20 protein-coding genes and 1 tRNA gene are annotated in these 19,409 nt (G+C 38.3%); 7 read left to right on the forward strand and 14 right to left on the reverse strand.

Annotated elements, in window-relative coordinates; all coding sequences use genetic code 11:
• Positions 1 to 2: 2 nt before the first annotated feature.
• Genes EZ456_RS14435 through EZ456_RS14445 form a run of 3 tightly spaced genes read right to left on the reverse strand, consistent with a single transcriptional unit; the run spans position 3 to position 2,273 of the window.
• Positions 3 to 989, reverse strand: a complete 987-nt coding sequence (locus tag EZ456_RS14435; protein WP_131531238.1) for a TatD family hydrolase — start codon at positions 987 to 989, stop codon at positions 3 to 5.
• Positions 990 to 1,015: 26 nt separating this feature from the next.
• Entirely contained in the window at positions 1,016 to 1,873 is an 858-nt protein-coding gene (locus EZ456_RS14440) for an EboA domain-containing protein (RefSeq protein WP_131531239.1), read from the reverse strand.
• 19 nt (positions 1,874 to 1,892) lie between these two features.
• A complete protein-coding gene (locus EZ456_RS14445; protein WP_131531241.1) occupies positions 1,893 to 2,273 on the reverse strand; it encodes a transmembrane 220 family protein in 381 nt (126 codons plus the stop codon).
• A 167-nt stretch (positions 2,274 to 2,440) separates the two neighbouring features.
• Here EZ456_RS14445 and EZ456_RS14450 point away from each other — a divergent pair, with 167 nt between their 5' ends.
• Positions 2,441 to 2,947 (forward strand): ankyrin repeat domain-containing protein, encoded by a 507-nt coding sequence (locus tag EZ456_RS14450; RefSeq protein WP_131531243.1) that lies wholly within the window; start codon positions 2,441 to 2,443, stop codon positions 2,945 to 2,947.
• On the opposite strand, the gene EZ456_RS14455 is transcribed toward EZ456_RS14450, so the two are convergent.
• From EZ456_RS14455 to EZ456_RS14470, 4 genes are all read right to left on the reverse strand, one after another.
• On the reverse strand, positions 2,925 to 3,533 hold the full coding sequence (locus EZ456_RS14455; protein ID WP_131531245.1) for a hypothetical protein: 609 nt from the start codon (positions 3,531 to 3,533) through the stop codon (positions 2,925 to 2,927). The genes EZ456_RS14450 and EZ456_RS14455 overlap by 23 nt on opposite strands.
• Before the next feature lie 56 nt (positions 3,534 to 3,589).
• Complete coding sequence (locus EZ456_RS14460) at positions 3,590 to 5,782, reverse strand: catalase (protein WP_131531247.1); 2,193 nt, start codon at positions 5,780 to 5,782, stop codon at positions 3,590 to 3,592.
• Positions 5,783 to 5,795: 13 nt separating this feature from the next.
• Entirely contained in the window at positions 5,796 to 6,350 is a 555-nt protein-coding gene (locus tag EZ456_RS14465; RefSeq protein ID WP_131531249.1) for a YciE/YciF ferroxidase family protein, read from the reverse strand.
• A 197-nt stretch (positions 6,351 to 6,547) separates the two neighbouring features.
• Entirely contained in the window at positions 6,548 to 7,414 is an 867-nt protein-coding gene (locus EZ456_RS14470) for a LysR family transcriptional regulator (RefSeq protein WP_131531251.1), read from the reverse strand.
• A 72-nt stretch (positions 7,415 to 7,486) separates the two neighbouring features.
• On the opposite strand from EZ456_RS14470, the gene EZ456_RS14475 reads away from it, so the two are divergent.
• The 6 genes from EZ456_RS14475 to EZ456_RS14500 all read left to right on the forward strand — a co-directional run bounded on the left by EZ456_RS14475 (position 7,487) and on the right by EZ456_RS14500 (position 13,084).
• The gene (locus EZ456_RS14475) at positions 7,487 to 8,032 is read left to right on the forward strand and encodes a GNAT family N-acetyltransferase (RefSeq protein WP_131531253.1); all 546 of its coding nucleotides are present in this window, start codon (positions 7,487 to 7,489) and stop codon (positions 8,030 to 8,032) included.
• A complete protein-coding gene (locus EZ456_RS14480) occupies positions 8,032 to 8,931 on the forward strand; it encodes a DMT family transporter (RefSeq protein WP_131531255.1) in 900 nt (299 codons plus the stop codon). Before EZ456_RS14475 ends, EZ456_RS14480 begins: the two co-directional genes overlap by 1 nt.
• A 388-nt stretch (positions 8,932 to 9,319) precedes the next feature.
• Positions 9,320 to 10,183 carry an AraC family transcriptional regulator gene (locus EZ456_RS14485; RefSeq protein WP_131531257.1) on the forward strand — a complete coding sequence of 288 codons (864 nt, stop codon included), beginning with the start codon at positions 9,320 to 9,322 and terminating at the stop codon, positions 10,181 to 10,183.
• A 19-nt stretch (positions 10,184 to 10,202) separates the two neighbouring features.
• Positions 10,203 to 10,838 (forward strand): SDR family oxidoreductase, encoded by a 636-nt coding sequence (locus EZ456_RS14490; RefSeq protein ID WP_131531259.1) that lies wholly within the window; start codon positions 10,203 to 10,205, stop codon positions 10,836 to 10,838.
• Between the two features lie 276 nt (positions 10,839 to 11,114).
• Entirely contained in the window at positions 11,115 to 11,675 is a 561-nt protein-coding gene (locus EZ456_RS14495) for a nuclear transport factor 2 family protein (RefSeq protein WP_165501327.1), read from the forward strand.
• A 251-nt stretch (positions 11,676 to 11,926) separates the two neighbouring features.
• Positions 11,927 to 13,084 (forward strand): NADH-dependent flavin oxidoreductase, encoded by a 1,158-nt coding sequence (locus EZ456_RS14500; protein WP_131531263.1) that lies wholly within the window; start codon positions 11,927 to 11,929, stop codon positions 13,082 to 13,084.
• Positions 13,085 to 13,810: 726 nt separating this feature from the next.
• Here EZ456_RS14500 and EZ456_RS14505 read toward each other — a convergent pair.
• The 7 genes from EZ456_RS14505 to EZ456_RS14540 all read right to left on the reverse strand — a co-directional run bounded on the left by EZ456_RS14505 (position 13,811) and on the right by EZ456_RS14540 (position 19,409).
• On the reverse strand, positions 13,811 to 13,990 hold the full coding sequence (locus EZ456_RS14505) for a hypothetical protein (protein ID WP_131531266.1): 180 nt from the start codon (positions 13,988 to 13,990) through the stop codon (positions 13,811 to 13,813).
• 653 nt (positions 13,991 to 14,643) lie between these two features.
• Complete coding sequence (locus tag EZ456_RS14510; RefSeq protein WP_131531268.1) at positions 14,644 to 15,243, reverse strand: HEAT repeat domain-containing protein; 600 nt, start codon at positions 15,241 to 15,243, stop codon at positions 14,644 to 14,646.
• Between the two features lie 1,083 nt (positions 15,244 to 16,326).
• Positions 16,327 to 16,611, reverse strand: a complete 285-nt coding sequence (locus tag EZ456_RS25825; protein ID WP_131531270.1) for a GIY-YIG nuclease family protein — start codon at positions 16,609 to 16,611, stop codon at positions 16,327 to 16,329.
• A gap of 41 nt (positions 16,612 to 16,652) precedes the next feature.
• Positions 16,653 to 16,736, reverse strand: a tRNA-Leu gene (locus EZ456_RS14525).
• Between the two features lie 45 nt (positions 16,737 to 16,781).
• A complete protein-coding gene (locus tag EZ456_RS14530; RefSeq protein ID WP_131531272.1) occupies positions 16,782 to 17,546 on the reverse strand; it encodes an MBL fold metallo-hydrolase in 765 nt (254 codons plus the stop codon).
• 49 nt (positions 17,547 to 17,595) lie between these two features.
• Entirely contained in the window at positions 17,596 to 17,868 is a 273-nt protein-coding gene (locus EZ456_RS14535) for a hypothetical protein (protein ID WP_131531274.1), read from the reverse strand.
• An 890-nt stretch (positions 17,869 to 18,758) separates the two neighbouring features.
• On the reverse strand, positions 18,759 to 19,409 hold the full coding sequence (locus EZ456_RS14540) for a LolA family protein (RefSeq protein WP_131531276.1): 651 nt from the start codon (positions 19,407 to 19,409) through the stop codon (positions 18,759 to 18,761).

The raw sequence follows: 19,409 nt of genomic DNA on the forward strand, positions 1-19,409 counted from the left end.
CTCTAGCTGATGATTATAGACGATTTATCTGTTCTTGGCTGCTGTCCGCCACGCAAAATGGTGTTACCTTCAAATTTTTCAGTGAGGTCTACATTTTTTTGCGCATTGAAATCGGCTTCATCAATTTGTCCGCTCTGTGCAAATGCAGTAATCGCATTGCGGTAAGTAACCAGTTCAATATCCTGATCGCTTAAACCACGCATTTTCATTAAAGCAGCGGTTTTTGGTACCGCCAAAGGATCGCTGATGCCCCAATCGGCAGCAGAATTTACCATAATACGCTCTGGGCCATATTGTTTTACAATTTCTACCATGCGCTCGTTACCCATCTTGGTAAACGGATAAATGGTAAAAGCAGCCCAAAAGCCTCTATCCAATACCTCTTTTACAGTCTCTTCGTTATTGTGATCAATAATTATACTATACGGATCAAGGCCGTGCTCCAAAGCAATATCCATACTGCGTTGTGTACCTTTTTTCTTATCGCGGTGTGGCGTATGCACCTGTACAGGCAAGCCTGCTTCTTTAGCAAGCTGAAGTTGTAATCTGTAATATTTTTCTTCAGCTGCAGTCTGGTCATCAAAACCGATTTCCCCTATTCCCACTACACCTTCTTTATAAATAAACAAAGGCAATATTTCCATTACCTGTTCTGCCAGGCTTTCGTTATTGGCCTCCCTCGAGTTTAAGCCAATGGTGCAATAATGTTTAATGCCAAACTGCGAAGAACGGAAACGCTCCCAACCAATCAGACTACTATAGTAATCTCTAAAGCTATCCAATCCGGTACGCGGCTGCCCCAGCCAAAATGCAGGTTCTATCAAAGCAACAACTCCCGCATCAGCCATCGCCTGGTAATCGTCTGTTGTTCTCGATGTCATGTGAACATGTGGGTCGAAGAATTTCATTCCCTTTACAGCACTGATATCGAACGCTTCAGGCTCCCCCATCAATGCTTTATCTCTTTCAATTGAACTACTGCAACACATATATTTCTGTTTTGAATTTCTAATGGTTAAAATGAATCCCAGTTTAAGTTCCCTGCTGAGCGGGCCAACTTAAGTTCAGGAAAAGTGTTAATATAATCTTTTGCCGGTTGATAATCGGACTGAGAAACAGCAAGTGCAATGGCGCGTTGTTCAATCTGGTCGTAATGCTGCAAACCAACTTTAAGATGCTCAAAAATTTCTGCATTGATAAATTTACCAACCAAACGCCAAAGCTGTGGGTGTACCTTTCGTCCGGCAGCCCAGCGTTCTTTTGCATAATCGATCAAAGTTAAGGCAAGTTCCAGGTTGGCTCGTTTATCTAAACCAACGATGAGCTTGATATTTTTTTCGGTAAAAAAAGCTTTTAGCACCAATTGGTTCCAGGCGGCGGCATCTAAATTTTCTGAAGGATAAGGATTGTTTTCTATAATCGCTTCCAAAACGGACCCGATATTGCTCCTGATCCCTTCAGCACAACGTTTTACCCAAATTTCAGGATGAGCTAAAAATGGCAATGCCGAATACAAGGCCACCGCCTCATTCATTTCTGCGGAAAGAAATAAGCGCTCAACGGTTGCGTAAAGTTTCTCCCGATCTTCTGAATTTAAAGTGTTTAACAGCCAAACGCGGCAAAGCCTATCGATGGTCCAGTTACTGATATAGCTGATCCCAGCCTCTTCCAATAAAACCTTTTGATCATTGTTAAGTTGAATAATCGATTTCCCTGTTTTACGCGGCACCATCACAAATGCCTGACTAATCTTATTGCTTTGATCAGCCGATTCTATTATACTCTCCAACCAGTTCTGGCTATCTGCACTTACATTGCTTTTTACAATAGATAATAAAGCTTTCTGGATAGCCATCGTATCATCACGTTTCATAAAGTATCTGGTTAATCAATTAGCTGGTGATACCCGCCGAAACAAAATAATTGATTAACAATGCCCCTGCAATAATCAATAGGCCAAAAAACTCCCTGGTTTGTTCGATATAAGGTTTTGTTGCCTGCATACTTTCAACCAGACTTGGTCGCTTATATTTCATCATCCAATCTCGTACACCATCTTTAGCAAAGAACAGGATAACAGCATAAATTAAATAGAAAGCAGTTAAAAACAGATAAGCGAAAGGGTAAATTTTACCTGCAGCAGCCAATCCGCAGCAAATTGCAGCGCTTAAGTAGATAGACACCCAAAGAAAAGCATCGTTATCATTTAAATTTACATAGGCAAAGCCTAAAAACGAGATGCAAAAAATAATGTTGAGAATAATTAAAAGCATTTTAAATTATTTGGTTTAAAACAAGGTAAATCGATTTCCCGATTCTTTTCATTAAAAAACAAAGTTATTTAAACTGAATGCTTTTTTTGCTTAAAATATGTAAATTATATACTGCAATTTAATAATTAAATACCGAAACCTTTTTAATCTACCTATGTTGTATAGCCATGGAGAACATGGTAGAACTTATTATCCCCGCAGCCAGAAAAGGCGAAATCGAGGTATTAAAGGAACTGATTCGTAGGGGTGTGAATATCAATCATCAGGATGAAAAAGGATATACTCCTTTAATTATTGCCTGCTATAATAATCAACTGGAAGCAGCAAAACTTTTAATTGAAGCAGGAGCTGGCCTTAATGCTGCCGATTATGGCGGAAATACAGCCTTGATGGGGGTATCATTTAAAGGTTATGTAGCTATTGCTAAATTACTGATCGAAAGTGGTGCAGCACTTAATCTCCAGCATGGGAATGGTGGCACTGCACTCATGTTTGCAGCCATGTTTGGCCGAAATGATGTACTACAAATCCTTTTGGAGAGCGGTGCTGATGCCGGAATTGTAGATGTTAAAGGTCAAAATGCTTTAGATCTTGCAGCATTACAGGGCAATGAAACGGGCGTTGAACTGTTGCAGAAGTATAGTGCATCAGCTAATCTTTCAAAAGCCCATTAACCAGATTTTTCCATTGAGGATATGAAAGACCAAGTTTAGCCGCAAGCCCCACCATAAAGTTCCTGCTTTTATCATAAAAACTGCCATCACTAGTATTGGGGATTTCATTGCGCCCATGTTCTTCGGCAGAAACACAAAGCCCAATACGTTTGATCATAAAAGTTGAAGTAGCTTCACTTTTGAAAAAATGTGCTATCTCATCTGTTTTAGAAACGGGATGTGCGCAAGGCCTCACCGTCATCGAAAGTAGCTGTGTTTTTTCATCATTAACCTGTACAATATCTTCAATGCTAACCCAATCATAACCCATCCCAATGTGGGTACCAGGGCCAGGAATATCAATGCGAATATAATCATTTACGGCTGCCTTTCTTTCTGCACGGACACCACGAGAATCTATTAACTGAAAAGCAGATATTCCGGCGTAATTACCCCAATCGTTTACCGAGAGCAGCCTTAAACATGCAGATTCAAAAAGCGCTAAAGCTTCCGACTCGGTATTAACCTTGCGTTTTTCTACGGCATCCATCTGGCTGCCCGAATGTTGCGCAGGTACAGTATCTAAAAAATCATTTTTTTCTTCCATGTTATTTCAGATAAAAGTGAAAGCTTTTTTAGGGCTTTCACTTATTAACTATTGTATTATGCAGGTATTTTCCTGGGATTTTCACGTTCCCAGAAACGGTGCATGGCAATCATTTTCACAAAAGTATCGGTTAGCAAATTAACATCTGCAGAAACAATAACACCTTCTCGCAATACTGTTTCTTCTGTATATTCTGCAGTAAGTTTTTTAAAGAAATAGGTAGATTCTAATACTTGAAGGGCACCTTCATCAGCCGCAATTGCCTTGCAGTGCTTAAAGGCTTCATTTAAAAAGTGGATGGCATTGGCTTCGGCCTCTAATGTTGCTACCGAGTTTACTCCGCCAGGAACATAAACAGCATCGTAAAGAACCGATGCGGCTGTAAGAAAACTTTCATCAACCGTAATCTTTTTATCACCTTTTGAAATGATTTCGCCCAATTTTGGCGCAATAATATGCACCACTGCACCTTCGGCAACCAATGTGTCTTTTACTTTACTTAGCGATTTCTCCTCTACCCCGTCAGCGGCTAAAATGGCAATTTTTCTGGTTTTTATGGTATCTTTTATCGTTCCCGCCATGCTAAGGGCATCCGATTTTGCCAAACTGCTTTCTGGGTTGGTAGAAGCATAATCAGCCCTTTCCCCGTCAGCCGGAATACTGTTATTCAATTCTGCCAATGGAATTTCCGGAATGTGTAATCCCAATGCATAAGCTACTTCTGTAGCCAGGCCTTTATCAATTTGAGCAAGTACGGCAAGCATACGCTCACGGATTTCGATGGCTTTAACCTTCCCCAGTTCAAAGCTTAAGGCATCAATAATATGGTTCTTTTCCGGATCGCTCTGCGAGTTAAAAAATAAGCGTGCCTGAGAAAAGTGATCAAAGAAGCTTCTGCTCCTGGCCCTGATTTTTTTAGCATCAATACGCTCATTATAACTGACAAAACCACCATCTGCTACTTTGGCCTGCTGAGGGTCGTTCGCTGCAATAGCATTGGGTCCGTAGCTGGTTTTTCCTCTGTTAATGGTTTGGCGCATGTGTCCATCGCGCTGGTTATTATGTACAGGAACAACTGGCCTGTTAATCGGTATTTCATGAAAATTAGGTCCACCCAAACGGATCAGCTGCGTATCTGTATAAGAAAATAACCTGCCCTGCAATAATGGATCGTTGGTAAAATCGATTCCGGGTACTACATGCCCCACATGAAAAGCCACTTGTTCAGTTTCAGCAAAAAAGTTATCGGGGTTTCTGTTGAGTATCATTTTACCAATCCGTTGCACAGGAACCAATTCTTCGGGGATCAGTTTAGTTGGATCCAGAAGATCGAATTCGAACTTAAATTCATCCGATTCGGGAACAATCTGCACACCCAGCTCCCATTCTGGGAAAGCCCCTGCTTCAATCGCATCCCAAAGGTCGCGACGGTGAAAATCGGGATCTTTGCCCGAAATGTTCTGTGCTTCGTCCCATGCCACCGAATGCACGCCCAAAAGCGGCTTCCAATGAAACTTTACAAAACTGGCAACCCCCTTGGCATTCACAAACCTAAAGGTGTGCACACCAAATCCTTCCATCATTCGGTAGCTTCTCGGTAATGCACGATCGCTCATAGCCCACATAATCATGTGCGATGATTCTGGCATCTGGGAAATAAAATCCCAAAAAGTATCGTGCGCCGATGCCGCCTGAGGCATTTCATTGTCGGGCTCGGGTTTTACCGCATGCACTAAATCGGGAAATTTAACTGCATCTTGAATAAAAAACACAGGCATGTTATTGCCAACAAGATCAAAATTTCCCTCCTGGGTATAAAATTTTACGGCAAAACCACGTACATCCCGCGCCAGATCACTAGAGCCACGAGAACCTGCAACTGTAGAAAAGCGGACAAAAACAGGGGTTTCTGCACCAGGATCGCATAAAAATGCAGCCCTGGTAAGCTCCGACATGTCTTCATAAACTTTAAACACACCATGTGCAGCGGAACCACGTGCATGAACAATACGTTCAGGAATACGTTCATGATCGAAATGGGTAATCTTTTCCCTTAGGATAAAATCCTCCAATAGTGTTGCTCCCCTTTCTCCTGCTTTAAGAGAGTTCTGGTCATCGTTAATTCGAAGACCATGATTGGTCGTCAAAAATTCGCCAGTCGAATCGGCAACAAAAGATTCCAGTTTAGTCGTTTTATCATTTTCCTGCTGAGCAGGTATACTTTTCTTTTCAGGTGTTTTCTTAGCCATAATTAATTTCCCTTTAAGCCTCTTTGGCAGCTTTATAATTAATTTCGTTCTCAGCAATATCGGTTAGTTTGCTATCGGCCAGTTTTTCTTCAGCAAGCGTTTGTTCCAGAATATCAGCAATATCCGTTAGGCCCAAACTGGTAGCCAACCGATGTAAACCACCATAGCTGGCAATTTCATAATGTTCTACCTTTTGCGAGGCCAGAATAATTCCAACATCTCGAGTTGAAGTTCCAGGCGCTGTTTCTTCTACAATCCCCTCGGCTTCTTTAGTCAATCCTTCCATTGCATCGCATTTCTTTGCAATAGCCTTTTCTCCCAAAAGTTCAAAAACCTGCTCAAGCCTGGAAACATGTCCCTTGGTCTCTGCAAGATGCGATTCGATGGCATTTTTTAACTCCGGAGCTGTAGCAGCCGAAATCATTTTTGGGAGCGATTTAACCAAATGGTTTTCTGCCCAATATAAATCTGCTATCGAATCTTTGAAGAGCGCATTTAAAGCTGGAGATTCTCCCGATGTGGTTTTTGTAGCGAATTTAGGATCGCTGCCAGTTTCTTTTGTTTTCATAGATAAGGATTATATGTTCTGTAGTGATCATACAACCCTAGTTTTTGCCAATAGGTTTTGATTATTTTACTAAAAAGCGAAGAAAATTAATGCGAATAAGAGATAGATGCGAAAATTAAGATTCGACTTAATAAATTGATGACTCACACAGGTTTAGCTTATAGATGAGACCTTTACACGTTTTACACTTTCGGAATTTAACAGTCGAAAACAAGGCTTAAAATATTCGATAATACCGGATTATGATCATCGGCCCGCCAATTGATCAATATATCGGTTTTAAAAGGCAGTGGGATAAACCGCAACCCAGGACTTTGGTGATGCATATAAGAATCGGGCAGAATGGCTATTCCCAATCCTTTCCGCACGAGTGCAATAATTGTTGATCCAAACTCTGAATGCAGGAATACATCCGGAACTAAATCATAAGATTTGAAAAGTGCCTGAATAATCTCGCTATAGCTACTACCCTCATCCTTAGTGGGTAGGATAAATTTTTGCGCGCTAAGGCTTTCCTTAGATAAATCTTCGAAGCTTTTGAAAGCATGATCTAATGGAACCACCAAAGCCAGGTGATCGGAATATATTTTTTTCGATTTAATGCCTTGCTCGCTGGTAATATCCCTGGTAATGGCCAGATCAATCTTATAATTTTTTAGAAAATCAAGCTGATTTTCATATAAAACCTGCACCAATTTAATTTGAAGCTGTGGAAATGCCTGCGTAATCTTCGCCAAAATATCGGGCATGATAGAAGCTGATATGGAATCGGGATGTGCAATGGTAATTGTTCCGCGTTCGCCTAAATGGATCTGCTTGGCAAACTGATGGATATACTCAAGTTCATTTAGCTCTACTTCCCACTTTTCTTTTAAAAATTTCCCCGCTGGAGTGAGCTTCACATTACGTTTATTACGCTCAAAGAGCTGCAAACCCAATTCATTTTCGAGCGACTGAATCTGGCGACTAAGGGCAGATTGCGTGATATTTACCTTTTCTGCCGTTTTCCAATAATGAAGCTGTTCTGACAGGGCCAGAAAATACTTGATTCGCTGAAGATCCATTAATGCAAAATACGCATTAATAAATGAAAAAATAGCATTTTATCACATTTAAAGAGTTGCTACATTCGTGCCATGGAGCATATCACAATCGAAAGGGCAACAATAGCAGATCTCAAAAAATTACAGGAGATCGGGAGAACAACATTTTCTGAAGCTTTTGCAGCTGTAAATAGTGAGGAAAACATGAAAGAGTACCTCGAAAACGGCTTTTCAGAAGAAAAACTGAAAGCGGAGCTCCGTAATGCAGCTTCCCAATTTTATTTTGCACTGCTTGATGGAAAAGTGATTGGCTATTTAAAAATAAACGTTGGGCAGGCACAAACCGAAAAACTAAATCTTGATGCACTTGAAATTGAGCGGATTTACCTCCTGAAAGCATTTTATGGCAAAAAAGTTGGTCAGCTACTTTACCAAAAAGCCATTGACCTCGCCCATGAAATACAAGCGAGTTATGTGTGGCTAGGTGTATGGGAAGAAAACTACAGGGCTTTAAAGTTCTACGAAAAAAATGGTTTTATAGCTTTCGATAAACATAAGTTCTGGCTTGGCGATGATGAGCAAACAGATTTGATGATGAAAAAAGTATTGGTTAACGAAAAAGAATTAAAAGTATCCTGATGGAAAGAAGAAATCTCTTTTTAATTTTATTGATACTCGGTACTGCTTTCTGGGGAATTTCCTTTTCAGTGACCAAGCTTGCTATTGGCCAGCATCAGCCAGTTCTGTTTTTATTCTACCGCTTTTTACTCGCTACAATGGTTTTATCGGTTATTTTCTGGAAACAGGTGAAGAAATTAGATTCAACAGCAATTAAAACTGGCGCCAGTTTGGCTATTCCGCTGGTATTGGGCATTTATTTACAAACACTGGGCATCACCCACACATCGGCATCACAATGTTCATTTGTGGCAGGAATAACGGTTGTAATGATCCCGGTAATTAAACTTTTTATTTATCGAAAATCTGCAGCCCTAAAAATATGGATTGCCGCATTCACGGCGCTAATTGGCCTGTTTGTAATATCGATTACTGATCAATTTAGCATTGGAACCGGCGATTTATATACCATTATTGGCGCTTTTTGCTTTGCCATATATCTCATCCAGATTGAAAAGGAATCGATGGCGGGCGATATTATTCCTACCATTGTGCCCATGTTTGCCACTTGTACCATATTAACTTTCCTATTAACCTTTATTCAGGGAAACCTCACCTGGATCCCCCAGCAAGAAACATTTTGGATTGGTATTGTTTTTTGCGCATTATTTTCAACGGCATATATGTACACCATATCTAATATTTCTCAAAAGTACATTAGCGCCGAAAGGGTATCTATCATCTATCTTTTTGAACCCATTTTTGGTGCTTTTGCAGCACACTTTATTTTGGGAGAAGAAATTACATCCAGACTATTGATTGGTGGCGGGATGATATTTTTGGCAACATTGATCTCAGAACTTAAATGGAGAATGCCAAAGCAGATGGCGGAGCTAAGGCTATTTAAAAGGAATATTTGAACACTTAAATCTCTCTTAATTGCTTATTGAGCCTATAATTGAGGATCTGCAGAGGAAAATTCTCATTTAATTAGGGTGTCAAAAATTAAGGTGATTTTTGATTAGGTCACCTTGAGCAGATTATAATTGAATGAAAAATTTGGAAGATGTGAAAGGGAGTACTTTTGCATTTAAAATGCACGTAATTTGAGAGGGAGAAATATATCTAAACCATAATTATCTCACGAGATAAGTTCAACATGGACTATTTAGTATAAATATTTGAACTTAAAAGAACATGTACGCGTTTAAAATAATTATAGATTTGCATTGTAATCGATACAATATAATTCATATTAATCAGGCCCTGTCGATTGTTTAATGTCGTATTACATAAAAAACTATGTAAATGAAAAAAATGATTAAAGTTCCAACTTCATTGATTGGTTGCGATGCACCACAGAATTTCCTAATGTTGGATGGTTGCTCTGTAATTGAGCAGTGCATACACAGTACAGAAGTTAAAGGAATAATGTACCTCGAACAGCATTTACTTCTCATCGTCCTCGAAGGTTCGGTAATTCTTAATTATGGAAAACAGGAATATACACTTGGTAAGAACGATATGATTTTGCTGAAAAAAGCAACCGCTGTAAAATATCATAAATTCGGAAATGCTGAAAATGATAATATTTATGACAGTTTAATGTTCAGCATAAAAGATGATCTCCTGAAATCATTCTTGTCTACCTCAGAAATTAAAATATCAAAACCTGAAGGAGAGATAAAAACAGGCGTTTATCCCATGAACGAATGTCTGGTTGCATTTGCTCAATCTTTAAAGCCATATTTTTTTGATGATTCTGTGGTTCATCCTGGACAGCTTCGTATAAAAATCATGGAATTATTGTATGATGTTGCAGAATGCAATCGAAATATGTTTTTACAGATTCTTCAGTTACATGAGCCTGTAAGGACTGATATCCGCAACGTGGTTGAACAGCATTATGCATCTCCGGTATCGGTTTCAGAATTGGCATACCTCTCTGGTAGAAGTTTGTCAAGTTTTAAAAGAGATTTTCAAAATATCTACAATATTGCACCTGCAACATGGATAAGAGAAAAGAGATTGGAAAAAGCAAAAGAAATGCTGGAAACCACAATGATGTCTGTTTCAGAGATTGGTTACACTTTAGGATTTGAAAATATATCTCACTTTTCAAGGATATACAAAGAATTTCATGGACAGGCACCAAGTATCTTTCGGCATTAGGTTATCAAAATATAAACTTATGAAAATATTAGTGATCGGAGGAAATGGTAGAGTTGGGTCCCTTTTAGTTAATAAATTAGCTGCTAAACATCAGGTTTTAGCTGGTTCAAGAAATCCAAAGCCAGAAAATAATTCGGATAATATTGAGCATGTTTATATTGATTTGCTTAGCGATGTTGATGCCATTTCAAAAAGTATGAACAGCCTTGATGCCGTTTATTTTGTTTCCGGATCGAGAGGAAAAAACCTTTTACAGATTGATTTACATGGAGCGATAAAAACGATGCAAGCCGCAGAGAAAGCCGGAGTTAAACGTTATATAATGCTAAGTTCTGTTTTTGCTCTACAACCGGAACACTGGAAAGAATCTTTCCTAAGTAACTTAACAGATTATAATATTGCCAAGCATTATGCTGACCTCTATCTTACTACTCAAACCCAACTCGATTACACAATTTTGCAACCCGGAGCGCTAAAAGAAGAATCTGGCACTGGAAAAATAGAAATTAATGTCACCAACCCCGGATCTAACTCCATTGCTAATGTGGTGGATACCCTTGATTCAATTTTAGAGAATGATTTAACTTTTGGCAAGGTCATTTTGATGCACGACGGCGATACTCCGATTGATGTAGCACTAAATCAACTTCGATAAAATTCAAGTATTCAATTATTTGAGTCACAGTTTTCCAAACAGTTTTAATTTAGCAATTAAAAAAACCTTATAGCTAAATCCTGTTACGGCAACTTCCATATTGTATTTCACTATTTTCAATTCTCAAAAAGGACTAATTAGACAAAATCTTTGAGCTAATTAGAAAAACCATCAAATTCTCGTCATTGTACCTTTGTTATAGAAAAAGAGCTTAATAATTCTGTCATTAATAAGCAGTGTATTAGTCTCAATAATAACAAATTAAACAAGATGATTATGCAAAACAATAACGACCAAAAAGGCACTATCTCTCACTCTGCAGACGTAAAAATTAATGGATTACGAGAAAATAGTAGAAATATAGCAAAAAAAGTGTTTCCCTCAGTACCAACAGTATTATTACTATCAGCCTTAACTTTTGGAAGCTTATTAATTTCATGTCAAAATAGTATTAATCAAAATAATAAAAAAGAAGTTATGCAAAACAATCAAGAACAAAAAAATGGCATCCTGAAAGCAATAGATTTATATGTTGAAGCAGGAAGAAAAGGCGACGGTAATATTGCAAAACCAGCATTTTCGTCAACTGCAACGATGTCATGGTCAGAAAATGGAGAATTGAAGAGTGTTCCTATCCAAGTACTAATCGATGGATTTTCGGCTTTAGAGCCAATGGAAGCGAGTTATAAACTCACTACTTTGGATGTAGAAGGTGATGCTGCAATAGTGAGAATTGAATCGCAATTTGGACCTGACAAATATGCAGATATGTTTACATTGGTAAAAGACGGTAGCGACTGGAAAATCATTAGTAAAATTTATCAGGTAACAAAATAGAAATTTGGCTCAGCACCAAATATCAAAATACAAAACACCCACTACAGCAATTGTCTAAGTTGAAATGAGGCATGATGCTGCAGATGAAGATTTCACCTATTTCCATTCATTGATCAAAATTAATGGAGAATGGAAAGGTATTGCTAAACTTTTTCATCTGTACGCTAAATAATCAAAAATCATTACGTTGAAGTTTTTACTAGGGGCATAATATTACTTCTAGTAGAGCTTTGCGTTTAAAAAACTTATAAATGAATAAATACAATAAGCTATTTACGCCCTTATTATTTAGTAACGGAATTGGTTTGAAAAACAGAATTGTGATGTCACCCATGACCACCTGGGCATCTAATGAAGACTTTACTATATCAGACGAAGAAGTCGAATATTATCACAAAAGAGTAAATGGTGTAGGATTGGTAATCACAGGATGTACACATGTTACAGCAAATGGCATCGGCTTTACACACGAATTTGCAGGATATGACGATACTTTTCTCCCAAGCCTTAAGAAGCTGGCGGATGCGGCTAAAAGTGGCGGAGCACCAGCAATTCTACAAATGTTTCATGCAGGGAACAAAGCAATTCCTGCTCTCATCCCAAATGGCGAAGTGGTAAGCGCTAGTGCCGTTTCAAGCGGCCCTATAGTGCTTTTTGAAAAAGAAAATCTTCCGAAAGAATTAAGTGCGAATGAAATTCTAGATATCATCAAAGCATTTGGCGAAACCACCAGAAGAGCAATTGAAGCCGGTTTTGATGGTGTTGAAATTCACGGAGCCCACGGATTTTTGCTTCAGAATTTTATATCGCCCTTTTTTAATACAAGAAATGACCAATGGGGAGGTTCTCTTGAAAACCGTTTGCGATTTAGCCTTGAAATTTTAAGAGAAGTAAAAAATGTAGTTTCAAAATATGCTGATCGTCCTTTTCTGATAGGGTATAGAATTTCACCAGAAGAATTTCCACAACAGACTTATGGACTTCCAGAAACATTCATTCTGATGGATAAGTTGATTGAAGAAAAGATCGATTATTTGCATTTCTCTCTGCTGGATGCCGTCAATCAAAAACCAATTGATCCAGAACATTCAGAAGAGCCAATATCGGTTGTACTAAACAATTATGTCAACAATAGGGTTCCTGTTCTTGTTGCCGGAGGCATTACAACACCACAGATGGCTAATCAGGTTTTAGACTATGGTGTTTCTATGGCGGCAATAGGCAGAACTTTGATAATCAACCCTGATTGGGTAGAATTAACGCTGAATGGCGAAGAGGAAAAAATTGCTTCAGTTCTTGAACTTGATACAGTAGAAGACAAAAAAATTCCATCAAAATTAATGGCCATATTTGAAGCACTAAAAGGCTGGGTGCCGATGGAAGATAAAGAGGGGCAAGTCAGCAAATGAGAAAGTTGCTTAGATTGTGGTAAAAAGGTTTAGGACTGGCATACTAATTTGATCACTAATGAAAATAGCATATATAACTTATAACGGAGCACTTAAATATTCATCAGACTGCTGAGCGTTCAAAGCTAATCTTCTAATCCCCCTTTACCAGACTGAACCCTAAGCAGGAATACTTTGAACAATGCTAAGACACGTTGAAACACCGATTTGGCATAAAAAAACCGCACTTTAAAATGTTCAAAGTGCGGTTGTACCGATCAGCAGGAATACTTTGAACATTTAAATCGCTTTTTATTGCTTATTGAGCCTATTATCGAGGATTTGGAGAGAAAAAAATTCATTTAGTCAGGGGTTAAAAATCAAGGTGATTTTAGAATCGATCACCTTGACCAGATTATAATAGAACAAAAAAGTTGGCAAATGTGAATGAGAGTAGTTTTGCGTTTTTACTAGAACATATCATTATTTGAAAAAGCAAATAGATGAAACTATCATAATACTAGATGAGTTCCTAGTACCCCGATACACTGCCAACCAGCTCACTGACAATCTGCAAAATAATACGTTGCGATCCGTCAATATCCAATCGTTCGAACAACTCATCAGGAGAATAGACCTGCATCCCGCGTTTCACCAGCACGACCGAAATGGCGATACTCACTGGCTCCAAAGGTAGCCTGTTTCCCATCAGATTGTCCCAGTGGAAGCTATCAGACTGTTTGATTTCTAAGGTCTCATTAAATCGCGGATCAGCTCGGAAAAACCCCTTGTATCAGGCTTCTTATTTTCGTCGCCCCATTTACGGCTCTCGTTAATCACCTGAACCACTAGGTTATCAGGAATGTTTATCTGATCTATCCGTCCGTAAAAGCTGTCTTCCAAATACGTTTGATTTTCAGGGGACATCCTGTGAAAGTGAAAGCATGTCGATTTAGATTGGGGCTACCATTAACCTGGTTTGTCCTTTTTTCCTAAACCCGCTACCGCCCCTTTCTAGGATCAAAAGCTAGCAATAGCCGTTATTTTAAATACTTTATGTATGATAAAGAAAGATATTCTGTAATCGAAAATGGGAATGATATTTATTTTGGCAATGTAAAATCCTTTTGAACATTTTGAGCTCCCACTCTATACAACATATGAAGGATTTGTAGTATCACAAATAGATGCCGCTAAATTGAAAAATGTTTTGGAGGACAAAAATTTGACCACTGAGGAAGCTAAAAAATTGAACAGTATTTTAATATCAAAAAAGATTCAATAAAAAAGGTGATAATCCAATTTTATTATTATATAAATTCAAGTAAAGTTGCTCTTGAGGCAATATTCCTATGTTGTATATTCCTATCATATCCATTCCTTCTGCCTTACAGGATGATGATGTCCGAAATCATCCAGAATCAGGAGCTCCGCCTCGGATATTTTCCCAAAGAGTTCTTAAACTGTGTCATCAATTCTACTCCTGCTTGTTTTTAGTAGCAATTTTTGTGAGCTAAAGCAAAAACACTCTAAAATTTCTGAAGCCTTTTTGAATTATATACATTTATGCTACGAAATTTCTAATCCAATTGTCTTAGTCTTTCAGACGCTAATTTTCTTACTTCTGGGTTTTTATCTGTTTTTGCTATTTCCGTCAAACTTGGTCCATAAGTAATTTTGCTAACTGCCATTTTTCTTATTCCTGCGTCCTTATCCGTTTTCGCAATTTCAGTAAGACTTGGACTGAATGACATTTTGCTAACTGCTATTTTCCTAACCTCTGGATCTTTGTCTGTTTTTGCTATTTCCGTCAAACTTGGTCCAAAAGTAATTTTGCTAACTGCTATTTTCCGAACTTCTGCGTCCTTGTCCGTTTTGGCAATTTCAGTAAGACTTGGACCAAATGACATTTTGCTAACTGCTATTTTCCTAACCTCTGGATCCTTATCTGTTTTTGCAATTTCAGTCAAAATTGGACCAAATGACATTTTGCTAACTGTTATTTTCCGAACCTCTGGGTCTTTATCTGTTAAACTAGCTGTATACGAAATTGAGTCCGAATTTGTACTAGTATTTGTTACTGTAACGTTTTTCGACTTATTAGTCTGTCTTAAATTAACATTGCAGCCAACAATCAGAATAATCGTCAATGGAAAGAATAGAAATCGTAGTGCTTTCATTGTTCGTTATCTTTGTTTTTATATAGCCTGTGTATGGGGCTAACATCGTCATCCCTATTTGTTGTCCTAAAGTATCAAAAATATTTCATAAAGCATCTAAGAGGCTTTAAAATTCGGTGCAGATTTTTCGTATTTACATGCTTATAAAGTTAAGTAATTTTACCGTTGGCATAACCTAACAATTCTTGTATATAACGTAAATTACTGCCGCTTTCTAATAAATACAATATTAAAACTTATCCCTATAGGGCCTCATCCGCCTATAAGTTGACAATTGGCCTTGTCCGCTTTTTAGTTTATACTTGGCTGTCCCGGAAACCAGTACGAGAATATTAAACAGTGCAAAGGATATTGCCACCGGCCGGTATGGATGCCCACGATCCTAACCGCATAGGATAAGGTCGTGACCAGATTAATAATAAAGGTAAGCACCAATACAAATGAATACCTATGTTGTCAAAAGGTTTATAGTTAAAGGCAAATTTCAGTCAATATCAAGGATTTTTTTCGCTCCAGAAATATCCGATTTGATTGAGAATCTGTTATCATAGAGAATCGTTAAGGCTGTGCTGTCCAATGAGAGTATCCGTGTCTCTCCTGGGCTCGAACCAGAAACCTCTGATTAATTGGGAGGGAGCTCATGCCACCTATCTATCACATGAGATTTTGCCGATATTCATTCTTAGAAACTGTGGCAATCCTGTCGATTTGCACATTATTGCGTCGAAAATGCTAGCCGTTGCCCTAGGAAACCCTTATAATTTCAACAAAATTACATCAACGGAGTCCGAGGTGAACTAAACCAATCAGTTGAGAGTTCAAACGTAGTCTTCTAATCCCCCGTAATTGTAAACTCCTTTAGCAGGAATACTTTGAACAAGGCTGAGATAGCATTAAAGTTCGATTTTTAAAAACAAACCGTACTTTGAAGTGTTCAAAGTACGGTTTATGCCCTAAGCATGCATACTTAGAACTGTACCCAAGAGGAGATCCGATAGTTATCGGATCGAACTCCCACACCCATACAGGCGCCAGCCCCTCAAGCTGGTGCGTCTACCACCCCGATAGCTATCGGGGTCGCCTTTAACGATATCGCTCAATAAGTTTAGCTAACAGCTCAGGATATTGCTTTAAGTTTTTAATATAAATTACACTTTTCATTTTTTTGATATGTAATTCGATCAATCGAGACTGTTTGTAATCAAGGTCATTTATAGTGAAAAATAGTTCCCAATCTTCAGTCTTAGATGTGAAACTACCTGTAAAACTTTTATCCTTATGCGATTGTAATCGCTGTAGCAAATCCAGACAACTTCCGGTGTAAAAACGATTTAATTTTTCAGAAAAAAGGATATAAACTGAAGCCATAAACAAACAAAAAAGCTTCGGTACTACCGAAGCTTTTAGCGTACCCAAGAGGAGATTCGAACTCCCACACCCATACAGGCGCCAGCCCCTCAAGCTGGTGCGTCTACCAATTTCGCCACCTGGGTTTGTGCTGCAAATATAATTTAATTTTGGATTTCCGAAACAATGATTTACAATTCTATTTTTAAACCATCATATGCAAGCCTGATGTTTGCCGGCAATTCTTTTTCTACTGCCGCGTGTAAGCCCAAATTATGGCTGATATGCGTAAGATAAGTGGTTTCAGCACCTACCCTTTCCGCAAAGGCAATGGCCTCGCTTAAAGTAAAATGAGAAATATGCGGTTCTTTCTGCAAAGCATTCAGAACCAATATTTTTGTTCCCTTTATTTTCTCAAAACTTGGTTCCGATATGGTTTTGGCATCGGTGATGTAAGTAAAATCGCCAATCCGGTAGCCTGTAATGGGTAATAAATGGTGCATCACTTCAAATGGCACAATCGTGCTTTCGCCAATTTTAAAATCTTGGCCATTAGTTACAGTATGAAGATTAATCTGAGGCAAACCATGGTACTTGGTTTCAGCAAAGATGTAATAAAACTCTCTTTTCAATGCCGTTTGCACCCTATCAGTCGCATAAACATCAATTACCTTATGCAGCAGGTAATTAAATGGCCTGATGTCATCTAAGCCGGCAATATGATCTTTATGTTCGTGTGTAAACATTACGGCATCCAGGTCTTTTACCTTTTCGCGCAAAAGCTGGTAACGGAAATCAGGGCCACTATCTACAACAATGGTTTTATCAGCTGTTTGTATTAAAATCGACGTCCTTAACCGATTATCTCTTCTATCAGCAGATAAACAAACTTCGCAATTACACGCAATTACAGGAACGCCTTGTGATGTACCAGTGCCTAAAAAAGTAACTTTCATCTGCTTAAACTTTCTTTTCTGTGGATGTAATTCCAGTTTTTTATCTCCATTAAAATAATTCGGTTTGTTGTAAGGATAGATAAAATTGTCGTTGTTTTTCTTCCAACAGGTTTTCGTCAGGTTTGGTTTGTTTAACCAGGGCAACTAATGCCGCAATTTTTCCTTCCAGATTCGAAAACTTATTTACTACAACAACCTTATTGTGCTCGAGCAGGCAAGAACCCGTTTTAAAGTTCCCTTTCTCGTAACGAACCTTATAACCCATAGCAAAAAGCAGGGCTTCTAATTTCTCTAAGGTATGGTTTGTTAGTGGCAATGACATTGGAAACAAACTTAGATAAATCTGCGCAGCATTCATAAATACCCGGTAAAAAATTTATCAACCACTGTATTCACTTCTAAACATTTAGAAAATCAGGGTGCTGCATCAATCGGTTACGAAAGCCCTGCCATCCGTTTTACTCATCCCGACCAATGTCGGGAATCGTGTTCGCTCCTGTCAGGTTTATTGAATTTGGGTTAACCTTACTATCCTAAAGAATTTTACCTCTTTTTAACTGTTGGTAAGAAACAATTGTTTTTTAAAATGCACGTGCCAATAAGCTCGACAACAGCGGCAGAGCACGACTTTAAGTTCTACAGTCATGACAATCTTTTTTAAGAGTGGTTAGGCATCATGCTAGCCTGCTTTAAAAAAGCCACAGGATTTACCCAAGCACGCTCGTCAATCCCAAGTGGCAGAAGAATCAAAAAAACAGGTGTAGAAAAGAATAAGTAGCACTACCAAGCCTGAAACGCAGTGGTTTTGTGTTCTTACGCGCTGCGTTACAGGTTAAAAGGATATTGAACACAAAACAAAGTGCCGCTGTTTTTTTGATGAGCGCGGGCGGTGAGGAGCCACATTGCTGGATTGACAATGCGCTTTGGCTACTTTGGCGCTCCAAAGTAGCATGCCCCGCGGCATAGAGCGGTAAAAAACAATTTGTGCGCAAACTATTGTTTCGTAAGGAATCAATTAATAGAAGGAAGGATGCTGCTCATGAAGTAGCTATTAGGCCTTTAAAACAATAAAACTGCTAATAAAATAAATCCGATAGCTATCGGATCAGCATGACAATACATCTAACAATGTAAATTCAATAAAAACAAAAAAGGTTCAGCTGTTTCCAACTGAACCTTTCAGGTTTCATCCCGCCTAGGCGGAAATAACAATTATCTTAAATCTACTACCTCAACACCAGGATATTTTTTGGCATCGAAAGCAAAAGTAGTTTCCGGTACATTTACGTTTGGCGAAAAAGTTTTTACGTTGTAAGTGTATTTGTTACCGTTTTTATCGAACAACACCACATTGGCGATTTGTTTAGCTGCTTTATCGATACTTAAACGTACTTTAAAAATCGATTTTTTAGCGTCAACAGGTGTTAAATCAATCATTTGGTAAGTTTTGGTACCCGCTTTTTGTTCACCAGTGTATGCATATTTAAATCCTTTTTCGTAAACCGTAAAAATCTTAGCTGGATTAATGGCATCGCCACTATTATCTACATTGCTCACTTGCACCTCTTTGTCTTTTTTCAAATAAGTCCACTGGCTTTTACCATCGCTAAATAGCTCTTGGTTAGTCATGGCTACTTTATACTTATTAGAATTGGCTTTAACATACAAAGTGCCTTGTTGGGTTTCTTTTACTTTTGCTTTTGGATTATCCAAAGTGAAGGTAAAATCTGTTTTTACAATATTATACGATTTGTATTTTTTACTTACCTCAGCTAAAATTGCTTTAGCTTTCGCATCAGTTTGAGCATAAGTTGAAGTTGTAAAAGCAACTACAACGATTAATGCTGAAATTAATTTCTTCAT

Source organism: Pedobacter psychrodurus (assembly GCF_004331735.1).
Classification (GTDB): domain Bacteria; phylum Bacteroidota; class Bacteroidia; order Sphingobacteriales; family Sphingobacteriaceae; genus Pedobacter; species Pedobacter psychrodurus.

What these genes read in the sequence shown, in the direction of transcription:
- EZ456_RS14435 (WP_131531238.1), bottom strand. Translation starts at nt 989, where the DNA reads ATGTGTTGCAGTAGTTCAATTGAAAGAGATAAAGCATTGATGGGGGAG.
- EZ456_RS14440 (WP_131531239.1), bottom strand. Translation starts at nt 1,873, where the DNA reads ATGAAACGTGATGATACGATGGCTATCCAGAAAGCTTTATTATCTATT.
- EZ456_RS14445 (WP_131531241.1), bottom strand. Translation starts at nt 2,273, where the DNA reads ATGCTTTTAATTATTCTCAACATTATTTTTTGCATCTCGTTTTTAGGC.
- EZ456_RS14450 (WP_131531243.1), top strand. Translation starts at nt 2,441, where the DNA reads ATGGAGAACATGGTAGAACTTATTATCCCCGCAGCCAGAAAAGGCGAA.
- EZ456_RS14455 (WP_131531245.1), bottom strand. Translation starts at nt 3,533, where the DNA reads ATGGAAGAAAAAAATGATTTTTTAGATACTGTACCTGCGCAACATTCG.
- EZ456_RS14460 (WP_131531247.1), bottom strand. Translation starts at nt 5,782, where the DNA reads ATGGCTAAGAAAACACCTGAAAAGAAAAGTATACCTGCTCAGCAGGAA.
- EZ456_RS14465 (WP_131531249.1), bottom strand. Translation starts at nt 6,350, where the DNA reads ATGAAAACAAAAGAAACTGGCAGCGATCCTAAATTCGCTACAAAAACC.
- EZ456_RS14470 (WP_131531251.1), bottom strand. Translation starts at nt 7,414, where the DNA reads ATGGATCTTCAGCGAATCAAGTATTTTCTGGCCCTGTCAGAACAGCTT.
- EZ456_RS14475 (WP_131531253.1), top strand. Translation starts at nt 7,487, where the DNA reads ATGGAGCATATCACAATCGAAAGGGCAACAATAGCAGATCTCAAAAAA.
- EZ456_RS14480 (WP_131531255.1), top strand. Translation starts at nt 8,032, where the DNA reads ATGGAAAGAAGAAATCTCTTTTTAATTTTATTGATACTCGGTACTGCT.
- EZ456_RS14485 (WP_131531257.1), top strand. Translation starts at nt 9,320, where the DNA reads ATGAAAAAAATGATTAAAGTTCCAACTTCATTGATTGGTTGCGATGCA.
- EZ456_RS14490 (WP_131531259.1), top strand. Translation starts at nt 10,203, where the DNA reads ATGAAAATATTAGTGATCGGAGGAAATGGTAGAGTTGGGTCCCTTTTA.
- EZ456_RS14495 (WP_165501327.1), top strand. Translation starts at nt 11,115, where the DNA reads ATGCAAAACAATAACGACCAAAAAGGCACTATCTCTCACTCTGCAGAC.
- EZ456_RS14500 (WP_131531263.1), top strand. Translation starts at nt 11,927, where the DNA reads ATGAATAAATACAATAAGCTATTTACGCCCTTATTATTTAGTAACGGA.
- EZ456_RS14505 (WP_131531266.1), bottom strand. Translation starts at nt 13,990, where the DNA reads ATGTCCCCTGAAAATCAAACGTATTTGGAAGACAGCTTTTACGGACGG.
- EZ456_RS14510 (WP_131531268.1), bottom strand. Translation starts at nt 15,243, where the DNA reads ATGAAAGCACTACGATTTCTATTCTTTCCATTGACGATTATTCTGATT.
- EZ456_RS25825 (WP_131531270.1), bottom strand. Translation starts at nt 16,611, where the DNA reads ATGGCTTCAGTTTATATCCTTTTTTCTGAAAAATTAAATCGTTTTTAC.
- EZ456_RS14530 (WP_131531272.1), bottom strand. Translation starts at nt 17,546, where the DNA reads ATGAAAGTTACTTTTTTAGGCACTGGTACATCACAAGGCGTTCCTGTA.
- EZ456_RS14535 (WP_131531274.1), bottom strand. Translation starts at nt 17,868, where the DNA reads ATGTCATTGCCACTAACAAACCATACCTTAGAGAAATTAGAAGCCCTG.
- EZ456_RS14540 (WP_131531276.1), bottom strand. Translation starts at nt 19,409, where the DNA reads ATGAAGAAATTAATTTCAGCATTAATCGTTGTAGTTGCTTTTACAACT.